Genomic DNA, 20965 nt, shown 5'->3' with positions numbered 1-20965 from the left:
CGGGAGGGGCGTTCCCACTGACAAGTTAACTATAAGGCGCTGTATCAAATATAAAAACGGGCGCTTGCCCGTTTTTTTCATGGCCCCATGTCAAAGAGCCCGGTGAGGATTTTCCGGCCGAGCCAGCTGATCGAAGGCGGCGAATACCGGGGCGCTGGCGAGGATGCGACCATGGCCCAGTCCCCGGGTGCTCACCAGCCGGGTATGACCATCCTGACTGGCCCGCAAGGAATCGCCGTGTGGGGCAAATCTGTCCTCCTCGTCATGCACGATTATCGCCGCGCCGCTGCGACTGGCTAGGCGACCCAGCGGATCGACCGTGCTCAAGGGATGCTGGTACTCTTGCTCAATCTCCTTGACCACCGCATCGAACAGCCGGATGGAGTAGCCGGAGCGCGCCACCATGCCGTAGAGCTGGGGCACATAGTCGAGCACCGGCGAAATCAACAGCAGCGGCAGGGTATCGATACCCGGCTGACGGCTGGAGAGGGTAACGGCCCCCCCCATGCTGTGGGCGATGACCCCCTGCAACGGGCCTGCTTCGCTGGCCAGCCTGGTCGCCAGCTCGTCGAAGGCGCGCACGAAACGGGGCAGGTGGCCAGTGTTGCCCGCGCTCTGGCCGTGGGCCGGATGATCGTAGGCAATGGCGGTGAAACCCTGCGCGGCGATATGGCTCATCAGCGGATAGAACTGGCTGGCGCTGCCGGACCAGCCGTGCATCAGCAGCCACTGCGGCCCCTGACCGAGCCGATAGCTCATCAATACCCCTTCGCTGGTATGGACGGCCTGCTTCACCAGACCGGCAGGTTCGTGGTCATCCCGCTGGTTGCGCTGGGGGGTGAGCAGCAACTTGCTGGCGGTGCGCTTGGCATGGGTGGGGGCGAGTCTGTGGTGTAAGCGGGTGCCTATCCCCAGCAGCCATTTGCTCGGGCTGAAGCGGCGGGTGTTGAAGTAGATCTTGCTGCTCATGGTCATCCTGTGGTTTTTATGTGCGAACGGTCGTGCTTTTTTGTTGGTTTTTAAAAATTCGTGTTGAACGGATGCCAAAACATCAGCGCCAGCTGCTCAGCAGAGCGTCCACTTCGGGCCAGAAGTGGCGGGCCGGATCCTGACACAGTTCGAGATCGTTGAACACCTGATCCGCCAGATAGAGGCCATAGAGGCGATAAACGGCGCGCCAGGGATCCATCTCCTGTCGCCACTCGCCTGCGGCCTGCCCCTGCACCACCTGACGGGCCAGATAGTCGAGCCAGAAGCGCACCAGTTGCCGAGCGGCTTGTTGTACAGGGCTCGCTTGCTCATGGCCATCCTGCACCGAGGTCCAGGCGTCGAGGAACATGCAGCGTCCGGCTAAGCAGTGGTTCCAAGTCTGCCAGGCACGCAGCAGGGCGATCAGCTTGTCGTGCTGGCTCTGGTGCTCCTGCTGGCGTACCGGCTGGATCACCCGCAGCCGGAACACCTCGGCGGCGTACTCCAGCACGGCGATCTGCAGATTGTCGCGGGATTGAAAGTGGGCAAACAGGCCGCTTTTCGACATCTCGCAGGCGCTGGCCAGCGAGCCTATGGTCAGGCTCTCCAGCCCTTGCTGGCTCGCCTGCTCGAAGGCAGTCTGCAAAATGGTTTCCCGGGTCAGGCGCCCCTTGCTCATCACTCTCTCCTCGTTGGCGCTGGCAGCATAAAGTACGATCGTGCTAATTGTCGAGCAACAAATAGCCAGCATGGCTGGCTATGTCGTCTCCCGCGTGTCACTGCGCGCGGGGGTCAGTTCTCCTTGATATCGAGCTGTTGCAGGGCGATAACCGCCTGAGTGCGGTTCTTGACCCCCAGTTTTCTGAAGATGGCGGTGATATGGGCCTTGATGGTGGCTTCTGAGACGTTGAGCTCCCAGGCGATCTGTTTGTTGAGGCTGCCATCGCGCAGCATGATCAGCACCTTGTATTGCTGGGGGGTGAGGCTGGCCAGCTTGCTGGCGAAATCGGGGCCATCTTCCGATTCGGGATGGAGCGAGATGCCTTCCGGCACCCAGTTATCCCCCCCGATCACCGTATTGAGGGCATTGACCAGCTCCTTCATCGGCACCGATTTGGGAATGAAGCCGAGCGCCCCGAGCCGCAACACCTGCTGGATGATGGCCGCATCTTCCGAGGCGGAGACCACCACGATGGGCAGGTCGGGATATTGGCCGCGCAGGTGGGCCAGCCCCTCGAAGCCGTTGGCCCCCGGCATCTTGAGATCGAGCAGCAACAGGTCAACTTCGGGGTGCTCGCCGAGCAGACTGGTCAGGCTGTCGATGGAGTCCGCTTCCAGCAATTGAGCGTCGTTGATGGCCATGTGCACCGCTTGGTAAAGGGCGCCCCGAAACAGGGGGTGGTCATCTGCGATGACGATGGTAAATTGGCTGTCCATATTTCGGTTAATGGCTCACATTGTTGCTAACTGATTGTTTTGAAAAATCAAACTAGCATCGCTCACCAAGAGGGTCAAACCCGCCGGTGCGCAAATGTGAAGCGACCATCGGATGTTTTGCCATCAGGGCAGATCGGCCGGTCGCAGGCAACTCATGCAGGAGGCAACAGATGGGATCCTTGGTATTGGCGGTGGGCACCGGCTCCACCTGGGCGATGCGGGCGGCACTGGTGCTCGCCATGAGCGGGTTGACGTGGCAGGAGCTGGTGTTCGATCTGGAGGATGCCAAGTCGCTGGCGCGGCTCAAGCGGTTGGCACCGGCCGGTCTGGTGCCCTGGCTCGAACACGATGGCGTGCGGGTTCACGACTCGCTGGCCATCGCTGAATATGTTCACGAGCTCTGTCCCGACCGCCAGCTCTATCCTGTTTCGCTGGCCGAGCGGGCACAGGCTCGCAGCCTCTGTGCCGAGTTGCACGCCGGATTTCGGCAGATCCGTTCTCTGCTCCCCTTCTTTCTTGGGGCGCCAACCCGTATCGATCCCCCGGTGGAGGCGGTCGGTGAGCTGGCCCGTTTGCAGGAGATCTGGTCGCAGGCGCGGGGCCCCTTCTACTTTGGCGAGGCGGGCATTGTCGATGCCTTCTATGCGGTGATGGCCTATCGGCTGGCCAGCTACGGCATCCTGTTGCCCGGTCAGGCCGGAGCCTATCAGCAGGCGCTGCTCTCTTGGCCTCTGTGGCAGGAGACCCTGCTCAAGGCGCGGTTGCAGTGGTCGGCGGCGGCGCGCAAGTCACAGTGAACCGTGGCAGATAGATAAACGAGAGAGGGGAGCCAGTGGCTCCCCTCTCTGTTGCTGGTATATATGGCACAAGAGTTACTTCTGCCGACCGGCAAAGACCACCACCACCCTGTCATCCCCCTTCTCCCGCACGAAGGCGTAGGGGGTATCCGAGAGCTTCTGGTGGCTGCCTGCCGCAATGGCCGGATGGGCGGCACGGAACTGGCCCAGTTGCTGCCAGTGCTTGACCAGCTCGGCCTTGTCTCCGCTGGCCAGCTCCTGCCAGTTCATGTCCGAGCGCAGCGCCTGATCGAACACCCCGCCATCCTTGGCCAGCCCGCGGCCGGACTCGTCGCCGTAGTAGAGCTGGATGCCGCCCGGCAGCAGCATAAAGCTGTTGGCGACCCGGCGCTGTAGCGGCACATCCTGATAGTCGCCAAAGAACAGCTTGGTGTCGTGGGAGCTGATGTAGCTCAACACGTTGAACTCGGGATCCTGATTGATGCGGCTGGCGTAGCTGGCATAGGTGGGCTCGGCGCTGGCCATGCACTGGGCCTGGGGCAGGGCGAACTCGCGCTGATAGTCGAAGTTGATCAGGGAATCGAAACCGTTCTGATACCAGAAATCCTTGGCTACCCCGTGATCCCACACCTCGCCCACCATGTAGAAGGGCAGATCGTCGAGGGCCTTGCCCGGGTTCGCAGTCTTCCACTCCTTGAGCGCAGCGGTGCCCGCCTGTTTGAGCTTGGCCCACACCTCGGGCTCCAGATGCTTGACGGTGTCTGCGCGGAAGCCGTCGATGCCAAAGCGGCGCACCCAGTCGGTGTGCCAGGCGATGAGATAGTCATTCACGGTAGCGTCGGGTAGCGCCTTGGCAAGGGTATCTTTTTTCGCCGCCAGCAACGGCGGCAGCCCTACCGGTTTGGTCGATTCGGTGAGAAAGTCCGGCAGCCCCGCCACCGAGCCGGTGACATCGTCGGTGCCGGGCTGCGGGTAGCCGGGCAGACCGGCGCGCACCCAGTCACCGCTCCACCATTTGCTCCACGCGGGTGATTGATAGTCGATGAACTGGTTGTAGCCATGCCAGTTGAGGCCGCCGCTCGGGCGCCACTGGTTCCAGACGGTTGGCAGTTTGCTGCTGTTCTGGGTCAGTTCGGTGAGCCCGAGATCTTGCAGATCGGCGAGGGTGGCGTAACCGGCGTGGTTCATCACCACGTCGAGGATGATCCGCATGCCGCGCTTGTGGGCCTCATCCACCAGGGTTTTCAGACTCTCTTCATCGCCGTAGTTGGGGTCAATCTTGGTGAAGTCGAGCGCCCAGTAGCCGTGGTAGGCGTAGAAGGGGAAGTTGCCCTGCTCGCCACCGCCAATAAAGCCGTGTACCTGCTCCACCATGGGGGTGATCCAGATGGCGTTCATGCCGAGGCTCTTGATGTAGTCGAGCTTCTCGGTCAGTCCCTTGAAGTCACCGCCATGCCAGGTGGCCACCTCATCCTGTCCATCCTTCTGGCGGCCGAAGCTGTGGTCGTTGGCGGGGTCACCATTGTGGAAGCGATCGGTCAGCAGAAAATAGACGCTCGCCTGATCCCAGCTGAACGGTGCTGGCTTGGCTGCCTTGACCGGCTCGAGCAGCAGCAGGCCGCCGCTCTCTTTACTCGGGGTCAGGGTCAGCTTGCCCTGTTTGACCACCGCCTCCTGTTTCGAGTAGGCATCCCTCAGTCGGGTGTCGTCGGGCCAGACCCCTTTCAGCGACACCGTGACCGGGCCGCCATCCCAGCTGATGCAGGGCTCTTGTGGTGGTTGGCGCTTGAACTCGCTCTTCTTGGTCGCCCGCAGCACCTTGAGGCTGGGGGTATCCGGGTTGAAGGTGAACTGATATTCCCCGGCCAGCATCACCCGCAAGGTAAAGCTCTGATCCTTGCTGCATTTGTCCATGGGCTGTGCGGTGCCGAAGGGAAGCGGCTTGCTCTCGCTCGGGCCAAAGCTGGTGCCGCAACTGTTGCCTGCGTCACTGATGCGGATCTGGTGGCTCCCCTTGGCAAGGGGATGGGTCAGCTCCACCGTGCCCTTGTCCAGCGAAATCGGGGTCGCCACCGGCTGACCATCCACATAGAGGTGAACCTCGGAAGCGGCCATCGCCTGTGGGGTGAACAGAGGGGCGGCCATCAGGGCGAGCAAGAGGGGGGATAAGTTTTGAGCACGACGCATAAGCCATTCCTTGAGCAGGGCAGTTCGGACAAGGGCCCATTCTAGGAGCAGCAAAGCGCGCCTTGGATCGGCAAAACGCCAATTTGTGACATCAGTTCAAATGGTTACGTTTTCAAGCCGAGGAAAGTGTGACGGAGAGGAGATGGGAGGCTCTGTCGATAAAAATAGCGGCCATAAAAAATGCCGGTCAGGTGACCGGCATTTGGTGTGTCAGGCATCGTCGTCACATCAGACGGTGAAGAACTTGAAGTTGACGAAGGCCACCGCGATGAAGGAGGCCACCATGCCGCTGATGCAGAGCACTGCAGGGCGGATAGCGGGCCAGCGATGGGTCAGCAGAATGATGGCCAGCAGGGTCGGATAGAGCCCGAACATGTAGCGTGGCATGGCGTTGAGGCCGGTCATCAGCGGAATGGTGCAGCAGATGAACATCAGGGTCGCTTCGGCCCAGCGTTTCTGGCTGAACAGGTAGCCGTTCAGACACCAGCCGAAAATCACCATGATGGAGAGATAAGCCTTGCGGCCGCCCAGCTCGAAACCGCTCAGCCACCAGTCCAGCGGGCTGTCCATGTAGCGACCCCATGCCACCTGAATGTGCTTGAAGGCGAAGGCATCGCCGGTCAGGTGATAGAGGTAGACCATGTAGGCAAACAGGCCAAAGGGGATCATCCAGAGGGTGAAGACCACCTTGAAAGCGCGCTCGGTGAAGCGGAAAAATTCCCGCCAGCCGTAGGCCTGCAGCGCCAGGATCAGCACCGGGAAGACCATCATCACCCCCAGGTTGCGGGTGGCGGAGATACAGACCCCCAGCACGGCCACCATCAGCCACTGCTCTCGATAGGCGAACAGGAACATCCCCAGCATCAGCGCCATAAAGGTCGACTCGGTATAACCGGAGACGAAGTAGGCCGAGAAGGGTGAGAAGGCGAGCAGCCAGACACCGAAGCGAGCGGTATCGTCACCCAGTTTAAGCTGACGCAGCACCAGCAGCATCAGCGGCAGGCTGGCGAAGAAGGAGGCGTTGGCCACAATGATGAGGCCGATCAGGCTCTCGACATTGAACAGGTTGGAGATGGCACCGGAGACCATCGGGTAGAGCGGCATAAAGGCCCAGTTGGCCGCATTGCCCTTGCTCAGCCAGCGCGGGTAGAGGTCGTAGCCGTTCTCGATGATGCGCTGGAACCAGACGCAGTCGAATTGACAATAGGCCTGCAGCGGGCCTATGTCGGGGGAGCTATAGAGCTGGACACCGAAGTAGCCCATGCCATACAGCGCCACCCGGCTCAGCATGAAGGCGGCGATGATCATCAGCCAGTCACGACCGCTGATGCGCAGTGACGGGCGATAGGGGAGTGCAGCCCCGGTTAACGGGACGGTATTGGTCATATCATTCATCAGGCAAAAACCCAGACGCGAGAGAGAACGTAAGTGAGGACGGTAACGGTCAGGGTGGCGATGACCACCGGCAGCAGACCGGAGAGCCCCGCAAACAGCAGGCCGCTCAGGATCAGGTTACGCACCGCAAGCGAGAAGAGGGCGACCAGCAGAAACTTGCTGGCGGCTCCCTGCTTCTGGAAGGTGATGTAGCGGTGACCAAAGAAGGAAAACCAGAACGCTATGGCAAAAGCCAGTGTGGTAACCAGGTGCTCCGAGATGGTGGGCCAGGTATGAAACAGTGCGATGGAGGTGCCAAGGTCGACGAGGGTAGCCCCCCCGCCGACAAAGCCGAAACGTACCAGCCGCCAGAATTCCTCGCGGGAGATCATTGAGGCGCCTGCTCCTGCTGCTCTTGCGGATTGCTTTCTGTGCTCTGCGGTTTGGCCGCATCCTGCTTGGCATACTGGCCATAGACCCCTTCAATGAGGTAGACCGGGCGCTGTTTCACTTCCACGAACATGCGGCCGATGTACTCGCCGATGATGCCGAGTGACAACAGCTGGATACCGCCGAGGAACAGCACCACGGACATCAGGGAGGCGTAACCGGGCACGTCGATGCCGAAGAAGATTACTTGGGTGATGATTTTCAGGATATAGAGGAAGGCTACCAGCGAGACGCTGACACCCACATAGCTCCAGACCCGCAGCGGCCAGCTGGAGAAGCTGAGCAGGCCGTCGAGGGCGAAGTTCCACAGTTTCCAGTAGTTGAACTTGGTTTCACCGGCGTGACGGGCAGGGCGCTCGTAGGGGACGCCAACGGCACGGAAACCGGCCCAGGCAAACAACCCCTTCATGAAGCGGTTGCGCTCCGGCAGCAGCTTGATCGCCTCTACTACGCGGCGGTCTATCAGGCGGAAGTCACCGGCGTTCTCCGGCAGCTTGGTACTGGTGGAAAGGGCGTTGAAGAAGCGGTAAAAGCCACCGGCAGTCAGACGCTTCATCGGGGTATCGGCGCTACGATCGACGCGGATGCCATAGACGGTGTCATAGTCACCGGTCTGCCACAGTTTCACGAACTCCAGGATCAGGGCGGGGGGATCTTGCAGATCCACGTCCATTGGCACGATGGCATCCCCTTTGGCCTGATGCAGACCGGCGGTCAGGGCTGCCTCTTTACCGAAGTTGCGTGCCAGGTTGACCAGGGTCACGCGGGGGTCACGGGCGATTGCCTGTTCGACTACCTCACGTGTACGGTCACGACTACCGTCGTTGACGAATACAATTTCAAGCTGGTCTTTGAGCGGGGCCAGTTCATTGTCTATCGCGCTGATGAAGGCATCGATGCTCTCCTCCTCGTTATAAACGGGAACAACCAGAGAGAGTCGAAAATCTGGATGCGACATAAGAACGTCCTTATTGGCTGGTTATTTTTATAAAACGCTATCGGGGACCCATATCACTGGGCAACAGTCAAACGCACCGACTGAACATTGATGGGAGTGGGTGCCGAGAGTGCCAGAAAATTGGGGTGCTTGGGATCGGCCGTGAGCGAATCTCCTGGCAGGTTGAGCCGGATTTCATTGATACCCGCTTTGGCCAGTTTCACGGTAGTAGTGAAGTCGTGACCAAGAGCCACTTTCAGTAGCGCACCAGCTTCAGGGCTATTGACGCGGGCATGGACTGTCAACTGTTCCGGTTTTGCTGCTTGTTTGGGTAGCACAAAATAGAGTCCCCCTTTGCCACTTAGCTGGGTGCCTTCGTCACTCGGTTTTTTGGCCCAGCCTTCGCTGGAGAGAAAACGGCTCGGCTTGGTCAGGTTCAGCTCGTTGCCGGGCTGATAGGTCATGCTGGAGTTGTGTTCCCAGAAACGGGTTTTACCCTCCAGATAATAGAGGCGATAGGCCAGGCTCACGTTAGGGTGAGCAGCCAGATAGAGGGTATAAAGATAGAAACCGCTCAGTGCCAGGATGGCGGTCAGAAAACCAAACTTTTTGTACGTCATATCACTCTCTATGCCTGACATAAATTGGTAGGCCGATGTCGCGCATATGCTAATCCAATTGCAAAAAAAGCATAGTGGATCACAAAAAAATATTTGGTCACAAATCAACCCCTCATCAAGGCGTTCACCATTGCACTTTCTTTGTTAATGACAACATTGACGGTAATCAAGGGCTCCATGGTAATGGGAGGATTTTATCTGGTAAAAAGAGGTTTTCTGTAATTTGCTGCGTCATATTCTTACAGATGCTGCCGGTGATGCGGCCTCTATCGCCATTTTTCAGGGGAGGAATTATGATGATTCATCGTTTCGTCAAGGATGACCCATGAAGTGGATGTTCCAGGCGTGCTTGTTCTTTGGCTGGATTTCATCTCTCTCAGCCTCCACGCTCTGTCCTGCACCTATCAAGGCCGGTTTTGATAACTGGCCACCCTATCACTATCACGATAAAAGCTATCCTGCTCAGGTGCGTGGCTATGCCGCCGAGGTGCTCACTGCGGTTTTGACCAGAATGGGCTGCGAGATCGAGTTTAGGGAGTTGCCATGGAAGCGCATACTTCAGGAGGTTAAGTTAGGCGAGGTCGATATGGCGATGGAGGCAAACATCAACGATGAGCGCACCCGTTATGCGTGGTTTTCAGATGCCTATAATCCGGGTCGCACACTGTTGTGGGTTCGCAAGGGCAGCCATTACCCCGAGCAGGATCTGGCTAGCTGGCTCGCCAAAGGCTACGCCCTCGGCGTGACCAAAGAGTATTTTTATGGTGATGAAGTGATGGCTCTGCTCGGCCGCTATGCCGGCCAGGTGAGTGCGGTGAGCGACAAACAGAATTACGAGAAGCTGGCCCGTGGGCGCATCGATGGCTTCCTCGGTGACATGCTGGCGACTCCCAGTGGGTTGAGCAAGGAGGGAATGAGCAGTCAGTTCTCATATCATCCTATGGTCGTGTATGAATCTCCGGGCTTTTTCATGATGAGCAAGCGCACCATATCTCCGCAATTTTTGCAGCGTTTCAACCAGGTTTTGGCAGAATTCCAGCGCAGCGACGAATATGACATTATCTTGCGACGCTATGCGCCAGGAAACTAGCAAACTGTTAGCCATTCACGCATCATGAGCGGCCTGATGGTCGTGTTTGACTACGTGCATCAATCGTTTTGAGGTATCCATGGGGATGAAGTATTGGGTGGCCCTTGCCAATCTGCTCTGGTTTGGCTGTTTGCCTGCCGGATTAGTGCACGCGGCAGAGGCTCAAGTCGTTGTGGCGGTGACTGAAACCCGTCATGACTGGTATCAGGGCAGTCAGGCCGAACAGGCCCGTGTCGAGCTGGAACAGCAGTTGCAAGAAGCTGTGCTGGCCCAGCTGCACCCCGATTTTTTCACGCTGTGGAAGCGCCTGCAGGCTACGCCGGCAGCGCAGCGCAGTGCTATCTATGACGAGGTCTTTACCAAGCTAGCCCGTTTTCAGCACGCCTGGCGAGGGATGGATCTGGTCTCTCGCGAGCAGATGAAGACCCTCAAGCTTGATTTGAAGCGCCCTGTGGTGACCAAACCCAGCGATGATGATCTGCTCACCCAGGTGAAATCCCTGCGCCCCCAGGTGGCGGAATACGAGGCGGTGCGGGCAAAAGTGCACAAACTGCTGGCGATGCCTATGGCCAGCAAGTGGCCGACCCTTGATATGCCGACCCTGCGTGCCGGAGAGAGCTCAGCCGAGCTCGGTCAGATCCGCGCCATGCTCAACGAGCTGGGCGACAGTGCTCCGAGCCATGGTGATCAGATTTACGATGGTGATACCGAGCAGGCCATCAAACAGTTCCAGCGTCGTCATGGGCTCACCGCGGACGGTATCATCGGCCGTCAGACCCGCTCCTGGCTCAATACCGGCCCGCAAGTGCGTGCCAGCTTGCTGTTGCGCAACCTGTGGCGTCGTGATCTTGTGGATCAGCTGAGCAAGCCACGCTATGTGCTGGTCAATATTCCCGACTATCGGCTCAGCGTGGTGGAGTCCGGCAACGAGGTATTCACCAGCCGGGTTATTGTCGGCAAGGAGCAGCGGGCCACCCCCATTCTGGCCAGCGAAATTCGCTCCATCGTGCTCAACCCCTCCTGGCATGTGCCGCGCTCCATCCTGAGCAAGGACATCCTGCCCAAGTTGGGGCGCGATCCCGCCTATCTGAGTCGCGAGCAGTTCGAGGTGATCGACAGCGAGGGCAACCCGGTGCAGTTCACCGAAGAGGGCTGGCATCAGGCGCTGGCCGCCGGTTTCCCCTATCGCCTGCGGCAAAAGCCGGGTGATCACAATGCCCTGGGACGCTACAAGTTCTACCTGCCCAACAATGACGCCATCTATCTGCACTCCACCCCGCGCAAGGCGCTGTTCGAGCAGGGGGCACGCGCCTTCAGTTCGGGCTGCATCCGGGTGGAACATGCGGACGATCTGGCCGAGCTGTTGCTGGCAGATTCCCGCTATCAGCCGGACAAGGTGGCCAATATCCTCAAGGAGAGCCAGACCAAATGGTTGCCGCTCACCACGCCGATCCCGGTCTTTACCGTCTATTGGAGCAGCTGGATCGACGAAAATGGTCGCCAGCAACTGCGCAACGACATCTACGGATTTGATCGGGTCAGCTTCCAGAGCCGCCTGCTGTGATCCCTGCCACAGAGTGAAAAGCCCGGCCTGTGCCGGGCTTTTCTATGGGCGATTGAGGTTTGACAGCTCCCCCTGCCGGAGGGTAGTTTCAAGCGCCTGTATCACATTCAATCAGTGATCTTATTCAACTATTTTTCGCTTGAATCTGCGATGGACGAACCCCTTATGCTGGAACAAGAGATAAGTCGACGTCGCCTGTTGCTGGGAGCCGGTTGCCTGCTGGGCAGCTCGCTGATCTCCTTCCCTGCACTGGCCAGCCGCAGTACCACCGGGCGTGAACTCAGTTTCTTCAATCTCAATACCGGCGAGCGGGTGCGCGCCAGCTATTGGGAAAATGGCCACTATCTGAGCGACGGGTTGGCCGAGCTCAATCACATTTTCCGCGATTACCGGCGCAACGAAGTGTTCAACATCGACAAGAAGCTGTTTGATCAGCTGTTCCTGTTGCAGCACAAGCTGGGTCGGCGCAGCGAAATCCAGCTGATCTCCGGTTATCGGGCACCGGCCACCAATCGCCAGAAGCGTCACAAGAGCCGCGGCGTGGCCAAGCACAGTTACCACACCCTGGGGCAGGCGGTGGATGTGCGGATCCCCGGCGTTCAGCTGGCCCATCTGCGCAAGGCGGCCCTCAATCTCAAGGTGGGTGGGGTCGGCTACTATCCCCGTGACAACTTCGTTCACCTCGATACCGGCCCGGTTCGCAGCTGGTAAAGGGGTTGGCAAGCTGCCAAGCTCTTCCCACCAGTGAGGAGATAGCGATGAAAAAGATAGTGATTGGCGGCCTGATCGCCCTGTCGTTGACCGGTTGCAGCAAGCTCAACCGTGAAAATTATGACCAGTTGAAGATGGGGATGAGTTACGCCGAGGCCAGCACCATTCTGGGCAAGGCGGAGCGTTGTGATGATGCCTTGGGCACCACCAGCTGCCTTTGGGGCGGGGAAGGGAAGAACATCAAGATCCGCTTTATCGCCGACAAGGCGACCTTCTTCAGCTCGGAAGGGATTAACTGAGTCGCAGAACGTCCATGAAAAAAGCGCCACTCGGGCGCTTTTTTGTTGCTCGCAATCCAACCCCCCTCGCCAGAAGCTGGCGTACTCAGTGGGTGGCGTATTGATAGTTGAAGGTGGGCAGTCCCCACTTGAAGCGAACCGCCAGCAGTCGTAGTACAAAGCCGATCCCGATGGAACCGAACGCGGCCCAGTTGGTCGGCAAGCCCTGATCCAGCGCCAGACAGTAAAGCGCTGCGGTGATCAGCGAAATGGCTGCATAGAGCTCGCGACGAAATACCAGTGGAATCCGCTGGCAGAGCAGATCCCGCAGCACCCCGCCAAAGACCCCGGTCACTACCGCCATGATGCAGGCAATACCGGCGCCGTGGCCCATATCCAGCGCCCGGGCCGCACCGAAGATGGAGAAGACCACCAGTCCCAGGGCATCAAGGGCCATGAACAGCTTGCCGAGATAGCGCATCAGGGGGGCGGAGACCACACCCGCCATCGCGGCTGCGGCAACCAGCAGCACATATTCCGGATGTTCAATCCAGAGCAGCGGATAGTGGCCGAGCAGCACATCACGAATAGTGCCACCACCGATGGCCGTCGCCGAGGCGATGATCACCACACCAAACAGGTCCATCCGTCGCCGACCCGCGGCCAGCGCGCCGGTCATCCCTTCGGCCACCAAGCCAACCAAGAAGAGTGCATGTAACATGAGATATCCCAGGGAACGAGAAAGGCCAGAATCCTACCAACTCGTGTCATATGGGACAAGCTATCGAATGCATGCATTAATTTAATTCATGCTAAATGCGAAAAAGGCACCGTTTCGGGTGCCTTTTCCTAATCAATGTTCAAGGGTTAGCGCCCCAGCTGCTCCTTCCGGTAGTGATCGACCCACATGGCGGTGGCACCACAGATGGCGACCGGCATCACGAAGAGGTTCACCACCGGAATGGCGGAGAAGAGGGTCACCAAAGCGCCGAAGCTGAGGCACTTGCCACGGCGTTGCTTCAAGGCGTCACGCATGGTGATGAAGTCGATCTTGTGGTTGTCGAACGGATAATCCACATACTGGATCGCCATCATCCAGGCGCTGAACAGGAACCAGAGCACCGGCGCCAGGGTCTGGCCCACCACCGGGATCAGGAACAGGATCAGGCAGCCAATGGCCTTGGGCAGGTAATACTTCAGCTTGGTCCATTCGCGGCCGAAGGTGCGTGGCACATCCTTGACGATATCCAGCATGCCGCCGTCATTGGCGGGCTTACCGGTGAGGATCTGCTCCACCTTCTCCGCCAGCAGGCCGTTGAAGGGGGCGGCTACCCAGTTGGCAACCGAGCTGAAGATAAAGGAGAAGACCACCAGTATGGTGATGAGGGCGATGGGCCACAGCAGGTAGTCCAGCCAGTCGAGCCAGGCGGGGATCTGCTGGTGGAGCCAGGCGAACAGGCCGTCCAGTTGCAGCAGCAGGGCATAGAAGGCCCCGGCAAACAGCACGAAGTTGACCAGCAGGGGGATCAGCACAAAGGTGCGGATGCCCGGTTGGCGAATAAGGGAAAACCCGCGCAGAAAGTAGTCTGCACCGCTGATTGAATCTTTGACCATATGGGGTGATTGGCTCATGTGAGCTCCATCTATGCATGGGAGAACTGCCAGCATATTACAAACAAGCCTTTGATTTGGTAAAGTCGCCGACTATTCCTTATTTCGTGCCGTGGCGACCAAAAGTCGGGCATGAATGGGGATGATGCCTGCATATTACAAACAAAGCCGGGTCTGGATTTGGTAAAATCGCCTGCCCGCCTCCTCTTTATTTAGCCACTGATACAGGTCGCCATGCGTCTGAAACTGATCAAACTCGCCGGCTTCAAGTCGTTCGTCGAGCCGACCCGCATCGAACTGTCGGCAGACATGACCGCCGTGGTGGGCCCCAATGGCTGTGGCAAATCCAACGTCATCGACGCGGTGCGCTGGGTGTTGGGGGAGAGCTCCGCCCGTCATCTGCGCGGCGAGAACATGACCGATGTCATCTTCAACGGCTCTATCAATCGCAGTGCGCACGGGCGCGCCTCGGTCGAGCTGGTGTTCGACAATCCCCACAACCGGGTGCCCGGCGAGTTCGGCCGCTTTACCGAGATCTCGGTGCGCCGCGAAGTGCTGCGCGACGGCTCCAACCACTATCAGATCAACGGCCAGAAGTGCCGCCGCAAGGATGTGACCGACCTCTTCCTCGGCACCGGTCTTGGCCCCCGCAGCTACGCCATTATCGAGCAGGGCACTGTCAGCCGACTGGTGGAGTCGCGCCCGGCCGATCTCAAGCTCTTTATGGAAGAGGCCGCCGGGGTCTCCCGTTACAAGGAGCGGCGCCGCGAGACCGAGCAGCGCATTCGCCACACTCAGGAGAACCTGGAGCGCCTCGGCGATATTCGCGGCGAGCTGGGTTCGCGCCTTGAGCACCTCAAAGCCCAGGCCGAAACCGCCGAACGCTACAAACAGCTCAAGAGTCGTTCGCGCGCCGCTCGCGCCGAGCTGATTGGCTCCGAGTTGTGGGCGCTGGAGACGCGCCTTGGCGAGGCCAAAACCGAACTGGCACATGCCGAGCAGGCGCTGGCGGCGCTCGATGCCAAGCGTACCGCCGATGAGGGGCGCCACGTCACCCTGTCGGTCGCCAGACAAGAGGCGCAAGCCGAGCAGGCGAGCCGTCAGCAACAGATTTTTCTCGGCGGGCAGGCCATCGCCCGTCTCGAACAGCAGCAACTGCACCAGAGTGAACTGGGGCGCGACTGGCAGGCCCGTGCAGAGGCGCTGGGCGAGCGGATTGCCACCCGCAAGGCGCAGCTGGCCAGCCAGCAGGATCAACTGACCGAAGGGGTATTGCGCGCTGAGCAGGAGAGCGCTCGGCTGGAGCAGTGTGAGCAGTTGCTTACCGAGCAGCAGGAGGCTCGCCAGCACGCCAGCGAGCAACTGGAACAAGCCCGCTTGCGCCAGCAGCAGTGGCAGCAACAGTTGGCCGGGGTGCAGGGGCAACTCAATCAGACCCGTACCCGGTTGGGTGGTTTGCAGGAGCTGCAAGCCAAGACCCGGCTGGCGCGCCTCAAGCTGGAAGATGAACGCGCTGGCCCCCTCGGCGCAGAGGCCGACGATCTGCAACCGGCCCTCGATGCCCTGAGTGGTGAGCTGGAGCTGACGCGGGCGGCCAATGACGAGCTGACCGAGCAGCTGGCGCAGGCTGTCCACACCCATGAACAACTCAAGCAGCAGCATGGCCAGCAGTTGAGCCTGCAGCGGGAGTTGGAGGCGCGGCTGGCGACGCTGGATCAGATCCTCGGCGAACAGATGGAGGGGGTGACTCTGGCCGACCGGTTGCAAGTTGCCCCCGAGTGGGCACAGGCGCTCGATAAGGTGCTGGGTCGCTGGCTCACCGCAACGCCAGCGGACGAGTGCAATCTGGCGCAAGAGGGACTCTGGATTGGCCCGGCACAACCGGCGGTTGCCGGTACGCTGGCGGCGCAACTGGGCGGCAAGCACATTCCCGCCTTCCTCAATGCCATCTGGCTGGTGGAGAGCCGGGAGGCCGCATTGGCCCGCCAGCCAAGCCTTGCGGCCGGTGAGTCGGTACTGACTCCTGCTGGCGACTGGCTGGGGCCAAACTGGGCCGATCTGGGGCTGGGCGCGGCGCTCGGCACCATGGCGCTGCTCGGTGAGCGTGAGCGGTTGCACACCGAGCTGGAGAAGGTTGCCGCGGGGCAGGCACAGCTGAGCGAGCAACTTGTGGCTGCCGATGCCCGGCGTGCCCAGCTTGCCAGTGCGCATGAGTTGTCGCAGCGAACCTTGCGCGAGCAAGAGCAGAAATGGCAACAACTGCGCGAAGCCTGGAGCCTGCAACAGGGTCAGCGGCAGGAGCGGTTGCAGCGGCTCGGTCAGCTCGGCGAAGAGCTGATCCGGCTTGATCAGGAGCAGGCCGAAGAGGCAGAGCGACTGGCCAGCGCCCGTGAACAACTGGAACTCGATGAGGCGCGCCTTGCCGAGTTGCAGGAGCAGGGGGAGCCGCTGACACAAGGGTTGCAGGTCGCGCAGGAGCAGCTGACCCGCTGCGAGCGGGCGGTCGATGAGGCGCGAGTGCGCCGCGAGCAGCAACAAGCGGCCTGCCAGCGTTTGCAACTGGAGTTGGGCAATCTGCGCCAACTCATTACCCTGGGTGAAGAGGAGCTGGCGAGGCTCGGGCTGGAGCTGGCCGGGCTGAAAGGGCCGGATAGCGAGGCAGTGCCGGATCTGGCGCCCCTGCTGGCCGAGCAGCGCAATCTGGAGGCGCAGCAGCTCGCCTGCCATCAACGGCTTGCGGAGCTGGAGCGCCAGCTGACCGAGCTGGAACAGGCCAGAAGAGCCGATCACAAGCAGCTTGTTACCTTGCAAGAGAAGCTGGCAACCCTGCGCCTTGAGCGTGAACGCAGCCTCACCCGTCGACAGGGGCTGCACGAGCAGTTCGAAGAGCTGGGGGTTCGACTGGTAGATCTCGATCAGGCGGTGCTGATCGCTGCAGATCGCAGCAAGCTGCGGCAGGAGATCCAGACCCTGGAGGCGCAAGTGGAGGCACTCGGCGCCATCAACCTGGCGGCGCTGGAGGAGTACGAAGAGGCGAAAACGCGAGCAACCTATCTTGAAAATCAGTGTCAGGATCTTGAGCAAGCGCTGGAAACCTTGAGCCAAGCCATTAAAAGAATTGATAAAGAGACACAAATACGGTTCCGGGACACTTTCGATAAGGTCAACGAAGATTTAAAATCCCTCTTTCCGAAAGTGTTCGGTGGGGGCAGTGCCTGGCTTGAGCTCACCTCCGATGATCTTTTGGAGGCCGGAGTGAGCATCATGGCGAGACCTCCGGGTAAGAAGAATGCTACCATTGCCCTGCTTTCCGGGGGGGAGAAGGCGTTAACCGCGCTTGCGCTGGTTTTTGCCATCTTCAGACTCAACCCAGCACCTTTTTGTCTGCTGGATGAGGTGGATGCACCGCTCGATGAAGTGAACGTCGGTCGCTTCTGTTCTCTTGTCAAAGAGATGTCGAGCACAGTACAGTTCGTTTACATCAGTCATAATAAGGTCTCCATGGAGATGGCTGAGCAGCTGGTTGGCGTCACGATGCAAGAGCCCGGGGTTTCGCGCATTGTGTCGGTCGATATCGGTGAAGCCGTCGCTTTGGCTGAGCAAAACTAGAAAGAGAAGCAGCTAATGCAGGAATTGCGTTACATCTTGGTTGCCCTGGGCGGTATTGCCATCGCGGCATTGCTCATTCACGGGTTGTGGAGCAACAGAAAGAATCGTCAGGCACCGATCAAAGAGAAACCCCTTGGCCGGATGGAATCCAAATCGCGAAACCGCGATGATGACGCCTTCGACAGCGATGGCATCGGTCAGGTGCGTGTAGTCAGCAGTGGCCGCCGTGCCGAGCCCAAGCTGCGCAGTGAAGAGAGCCTTCAGCCGGAGTTTGGTCGCCGTGCCGCCGTGCCCGCCTTTGACGATGAAGATGATGAGGATGAACTGCCACCGCCCGTCGTGCGCAAGCCTGCTGCCCGTCCGGTTCCGCCGCCTCCTGCCTATGAAGAAGAGGAACCGGGCTTTGATGAGCCGCTGCCTGACGTCATTGCGCAAGAGCCTGCCGCTCCGGTACGCAAACCGGCCCAGGTCAATCGCCGTACCCCGGTCTACCGTTCACGTCCCCAGCGCGAGCCAGTCATGCCTGTTCAGGATGACGAGCCGCTGATCGAGCCTGCTTATGCCACAGCGCCCACCTTTGGTGTGCGAAATGAGCCTGTGCGAGCCACTGAACCTGAAGTGAAGGCCCAGCCACGCCATGTGGAACCTGAACCTCTTTACGAAGAGCCCGTCTACGAGGCTCCCGTTGCAGAACCTCGCTCAGCTCCCCAGCCGGTAGAAAAAATCTGGCAGGATGTCTATGTCATCAACCTGATGGGCCGCCCGGGGCATGAGCTGCAAGGGGCGACTCTGCTCTCCTCCCTGATGGCGCTTGGCTTCAAATTTGGCGAGATGGATATCTTCCACCGTCACGAAGATGCCAATGGCAAGGGGGAAGTGCTCTTCTCCATGATCAACATGGTCAAGCCGGGCACCTTTAACCCGTACCGGATGGAGCAGTTCACCACGCCGGGTGTCTCCCTGTTCATGCAGCTGCCGCTGCGCAGCAACGCCGCGTTTGCCTTCGAGGATATGCTGCAGGCCGCCGATCAACTGGCCAGCGATCTCGATGCCATGCTGACCGATATGGAGCGCAGCCCGCTGAGTGACGAGACTATTGCCCGTTACCGGCATGAACTGGCTGCCTACGAGGCCAGCCGCGACTAATACGCCATGCGGGTCGAATAGATAAAAGTGCGGTACCCAGGTACCGCATTTTTGTTTCTACCCCGGGCCGGATTTTCAATCACACTTCGAGACTTTTTCATGAGCGATATTCTCTCCCGCCACCGTCAACTGTGTGAGCTGCTTACCGAATATGGTCATCAGTACTATGTGCTGGATAACCCGACCGTACCGGATGCTGAATACGACCGTTTGATGCGCGAACTGATCGCGCTGGAGGCCGACCATCCCGAGCTAAAAACTCCGGCTTCCCCGAGCGTGCGGGTCGGCGGTCAGCCGCTGACCGCCTTCAAACAGGTGCGCCACGAGATCCCCATGCTGAGTCTGGATAACGTCTTTAGCAGCGAAGAGTTGCTGGCGTTCGAACAACGGATGAGCGATCGCCTCAAGCGTGACGTGCGTTTCACCTTCTGCTGCGAGCCCAAGCTCGACGGTCTGGCGGTGAGCCTGCTCTATGTAAATGGTCAGCTGGTGCAGGCGGCCACCCGGGGCGATGGCGCCACTGGTGAGGAGATCACCGAGAACGTGCGCACCATCAAGGCCATTCCGCTCGCGCTGCGCGGCACTGGCTGGCCAGAGCGGCTCGAGGTGCGTGGCGAAGTCTTTATGCCCAAGGCCGGTTTTGAGGCGATGAACGCCAAGGCGCTGGCAGCGAGCGAGAAGGTGTTCGTCAACCCGCGCAACGCCGCCGCCGGCAGCCTGCGTCAACTCGATTCACGCATCACCGCCAGCCGTCCCCTGAGCTTTTACGCTTACGGTGTCGGTGTTGGCGGCGAGCTGCTCGGTGACTCTCACTTTGGTCGCCTCAATCAGCTCAAGGAGTGGGGGCTGCCGCTTAGTCCCGAGGTGAAACTCAAAGAGGGGGCTGCCGGTTGTCAGGCGTTCCACGACGACATTCTGGCCCGCCGTGGCGAGCTGCCTTACGAGATCGACGGCGTGGTCTACAAGGTGGATGCCATCGCTCTGCAAGAGGAGCTGGGCTTTGTGGCCCGCGCCCCGCGCTGGGCGACCGCCCACAAGTTCCCGGCGCAGGAGGAGATGACTCTGCTTGAGAACGTCGAGTTTCAGGTTGGCCGTACCGGCGCCGTGACGCCGGTGGCCAAGCTCAAGCCGGTGTTTGTCGGCGGCGTCACCGTCTCCAACGCCACTTTACACAACGCCGACGAGATCGAGCGCCTTGGCGTCATGGTCGGCGATACCGTGATCGTGCGCCGGGCAGGGGACGTGATCCCGCAGATCGTCGCAGTGGTGGAGGCGCAGCGCCCAAGCGACGCCCGTGCGATCCTCTTCCCGACCGAGTGTCCGGTCTGTGGCTCTGCGGTGGAGCGGCTGGAAGGAGAGGCGGTTGCCCGCTGCTCCGGCGGCCTGTTCTGCGAGGCGCAGCGCAAGGAGGCGATCAAGCACTTCGCCGCCCGTCGTGCCATGGATGTGGACGGCCTTGGCGACAAGATTGTCGAACAGCTGGTGGACAAGGGGCTGGTGAAGACCCCCGCCGATCTGTTCAGCCTCAACGCCATCCAGCTGGCAGGTCTTGAGCGGATGGGGCAAAAATCGGCCCTCAATCTGGTAGCCGCCATCGATGCGGCGCGTAGCACCACCCTGCCGCGTTTCCTGTTTGCCCTTGGGATCCGCGAAGTAGGGGAGGCGACTGCGCTCAACCTTGCCAATCACTTCCTCACCCTGGATGCCCTGCGCGCGGCCTCGGTGGAGCAACTGCTCGAAGTGGCCGATGTGGGTGATGTGGTGGCCAAGCATGTCTACTACTTCCTGCGTCAGCCCCACAACGTGGAGGTGCTGGAAGCCTTGCTGGCTGCCGGCATCCACTGGCCGGCCATCGAGAAGAAAGAGGCCGCGGAGCAACCCTTTGCCGGCAAGACCTTCGTGCTGACCGGCACCCTGACCACCTTGTCGCGCAACGACGCCAAGGCGGCATTGCAGGCGCTGGGGGCCAAGGTGGCGGGCTCTGTATCTGCCAAGACCGATGTGCTGGTCGCGGGGGAAGCGGCCGGTTCCAAGCTGGCCAAGGCACAGGAGCTCGGTATCACCATCTGGACCGAAGAGGAGCTGCAACAGGCGTTGCAAGGCCAGAGCTGAGTTCGTCTCTCTGATAAAAAAACAACCCGGCATTCGTGCCGGGTTGTTTTTTATTCCCCCGCTATCACCATTT

At 59.9% G+C, this 20965-nt stretch carries 18 protein-coding genes; 8 read left to right on the top strand and 10 right to left on the bottom strand.

All coding sequences use genetic code 11. From position 1 onward, the window contains the following. Positions 1–90: 90 nt before the first annotated feature. The 3 genes from G5149_RS08850 to G5149_RS08840 form a co-directional block, all read right to left on the bottom strand. Positions 91–969 carry an alpha/beta hydrolase gene (locus G5149_RS08850; RefSeq protein ID WP_421212274.1) on the bottom strand — a complete coding sequence of 293 codons (879 nt, stop codon included), beginning with the start codon at positions 967–969 and terminating at the stop codon, positions 91–93. Between the two features lie 82 nt (positions 970–1051). Further along, the gene (locus G5149_RS08845) at positions 1052–1648 is read right to left on the bottom strand and encodes a TetR/AcrR family transcriptional regulator (RefSeq protein ID WP_421212273.1); all 597 of its coding nucleotides are present in this window, start codon (positions 1646–1648) and stop codon (positions 1052–1054) included. A gap of 113 nt (positions 1649–1761) precedes the next feature. After that, positions 1762–2406: a response regulator gene (locus G5149_RS08840; protein ID WP_005347836.1), complete on the bottom strand. Its 645-nt coding sequence runs from the start codon at positions 2404–2406 to the stop codon at positions 1762–1764. Between the two features lie 170 nt (positions 2407–2576). Here G5149_RS08840 and G5149_RS08835 point away from each other — a divergent pair, with 170 nt between their 5' ends. Continuing rightward, the gene (locus tag G5149_RS08835; protein WP_421212272.1) at positions 2577–3203 is read left to right on the top strand and encodes a glutathione S-transferase; all 627 of its coding nucleotides are present in this window, start codon (positions 2577–2579) and stop codon (positions 3201–3203) included. A 75-nt stretch (positions 3204–3278) separates the two neighbouring features. Here G5149_RS08835 and G5149_RS08830 read toward each other — a convergent pair whose 3' ends face one another. The 5 genes from G5149_RS08830 to G5149_RS08810 form a co-directional block, all read right to left on the bottom strand. Further along, positions 3279–5390, bottom strand: coding sequence for an alpha-amylase (locus G5149_RS08830; protein ID WP_421212271.1), 2112 nt, complete (start codon positions 5388–5390; stop codon positions 3279–3281). 228 nt (positions 5391–5618) lie between these two features. Further along, on the bottom strand, positions 5619–6785 hold the full coding sequence (locus G5149_RS08825; protein ID WP_421212270.1) for a hypothetical protein: 1167 nt from the start codon (positions 6783–6785) through the stop codon (positions 5619–5621). Next, a complete protein-coding gene (locus G5149_RS08820; RefSeq protein WP_005338463.1) occupies positions 6785–7156 on the bottom strand; it encodes a GtrA family protein in 372 nt (123 codons plus the stop codon). Before G5149_RS08820 ends, G5149_RS08825 begins: the two co-directional genes overlap by 1 nt. Continuing rightward, positions 7153–8172 (bottom strand): glycosyltransferase family 2 protein, encoded by a 1020-nt coding sequence (locus G5149_RS08815; RefSeq protein WP_005347828.1) that lies wholly within the window; start codon positions 8170–8172, stop codon positions 7153–7155. The genes G5149_RS08820 and G5149_RS08815 overlap by 4 nt, the downstream gene beginning before the upstream one ends. 53 nt (positions 8173–8225) lie before the next feature. Beyond that, a complete protein-coding gene (locus G5149_RS08810; RefSeq protein ID WP_005347826.1) occupies positions 8226–8771 on the bottom strand; it encodes a hypothetical protein in 546 nt (181 codons plus the stop codon). Between the two features lie 325 nt (positions 8772–9096). Between G5149_RS08810 and G5149_RS08805 the strand changes: the two genes are divergently transcribed. The 4 genes from G5149_RS08805 to G5149_RS08790 all read left to right on the top strand — a co-directional run bounded on the left by G5149_RS08805 (position 9097) and on the right by G5149_RS08790 (position 12435). Further along, a complete protein-coding gene (locus tag G5149_RS08805) occupies positions 9097–9861 on the top strand; it encodes a substrate-binding periplasmic protein (protein WP_419772924.1) in 765 nt (254 codons plus the stop codon). Positions 9862–9940: 79 nt separating this feature from the next. Further along, positions 9941–11425 carry a L,D-transpeptidase family protein gene (locus G5149_RS08800; RefSeq protein ID WP_236347378.1) on the top strand — a complete coding sequence of 495 codons (1485 nt, stop codon included), beginning with the start codon at positions 9941–9943 and terminating at the stop codon, positions 11423–11425. A 165-nt stretch (positions 11426–11590) separates the two neighbouring features. Then, positions 11591–12136: a DUF882 domain-containing protein gene (locus tag G5149_RS08795; protein WP_033136140.1), complete on the top strand. Its 546-nt coding sequence runs from the start codon at positions 11591–11593 to the stop codon at positions 12134–12136. A 47-nt stretch (positions 12137–12183) separates the two neighbouring features. Beyond that, positions 12184–12435, top strand: coding sequence for a DUF3862 domain-containing protein (locus tag G5149_RS08790; protein ID WP_219594582.1), 252 nt, complete (start codon positions 12184–12186; stop codon positions 12433–12435). Between the two features lie 85 nt (positions 12436–12520). Here G5149_RS08790 and G5149_RS08785 read toward each other — a convergent pair whose 3' ends face one another. Together G5149_RS08785 and cysZ are read right to left on the bottom strand one after the other, a co-directional pair. After that, complete coding sequence (locus G5149_RS08785) at positions 12521–13135, bottom strand: trimeric intracellular cation channel family protein (protein ID WP_005338456.1); 615 nt, start codon at positions 13133–13135, stop codon at positions 12521–12523. 146 nt (positions 13136–13281) lie between these two features. Then, entirely contained in the window at positions 13282–14046 is a 765-nt protein-coding gene (gene cysZ, locus G5149_RS08780; protein ID WP_337072415.1) for a sulfate transporter CysZ, read from the bottom strand. Between the two features lie 213 nt (positions 14047–14259). Between cysZ and G5149_RS08775 the strand changes: the two genes are divergently transcribed. The 3 genes from G5149_RS08775 to ligA all read left to right on the top strand — a co-directional run bounded on the left by G5149_RS08775 (position 14260) and on the right by ligA (position 20892). Further along, positions 14260–17634, top strand: coding sequence for an AAA family ATPase (locus G5149_RS08775; protein ID WP_337072414.1), 3375 nt, complete (start codon positions 14260–14262; stop codon positions 17632–17634). Positions 17635–17649: 15 nt separating this feature from the next. Further along, positions 17650–18780, top strand: coding sequence for a cell division protein ZipA (gene zipA, locus G5149_RS08770; RefSeq protein ID WP_005347811.1), 1131 nt, complete (start codon positions 17650–17652; stop codon positions 18778–18780). Between the two features lie 99 nt (positions 18781–18879). Further along, entirely contained in the window at positions 18880–20892 is a 2013-nt protein-coding gene (ligA, locus tag G5149_RS08765; RefSeq protein WP_421212269.1) for an NAD-dependent DNA ligase LigA, read from the top strand. Positions 20893–20965 lie beyond the last annotated feature (73 nt).

It is taken from the genome of Aeromonas sp. 600479 (genome assembly GCF_049175515.1).
GTDB classification, from domain to species: Bacteria; Pseudomonadota; Gammaproteobacteria; order Enterobacterales; family Aeromonadaceae; genus Aeromonas; species Aeromonas veronii_A.
Note: the sequence above shows the minus strand (reverse complement) of the source record. Positions and strands in the feature narration are given on the sequence as shown.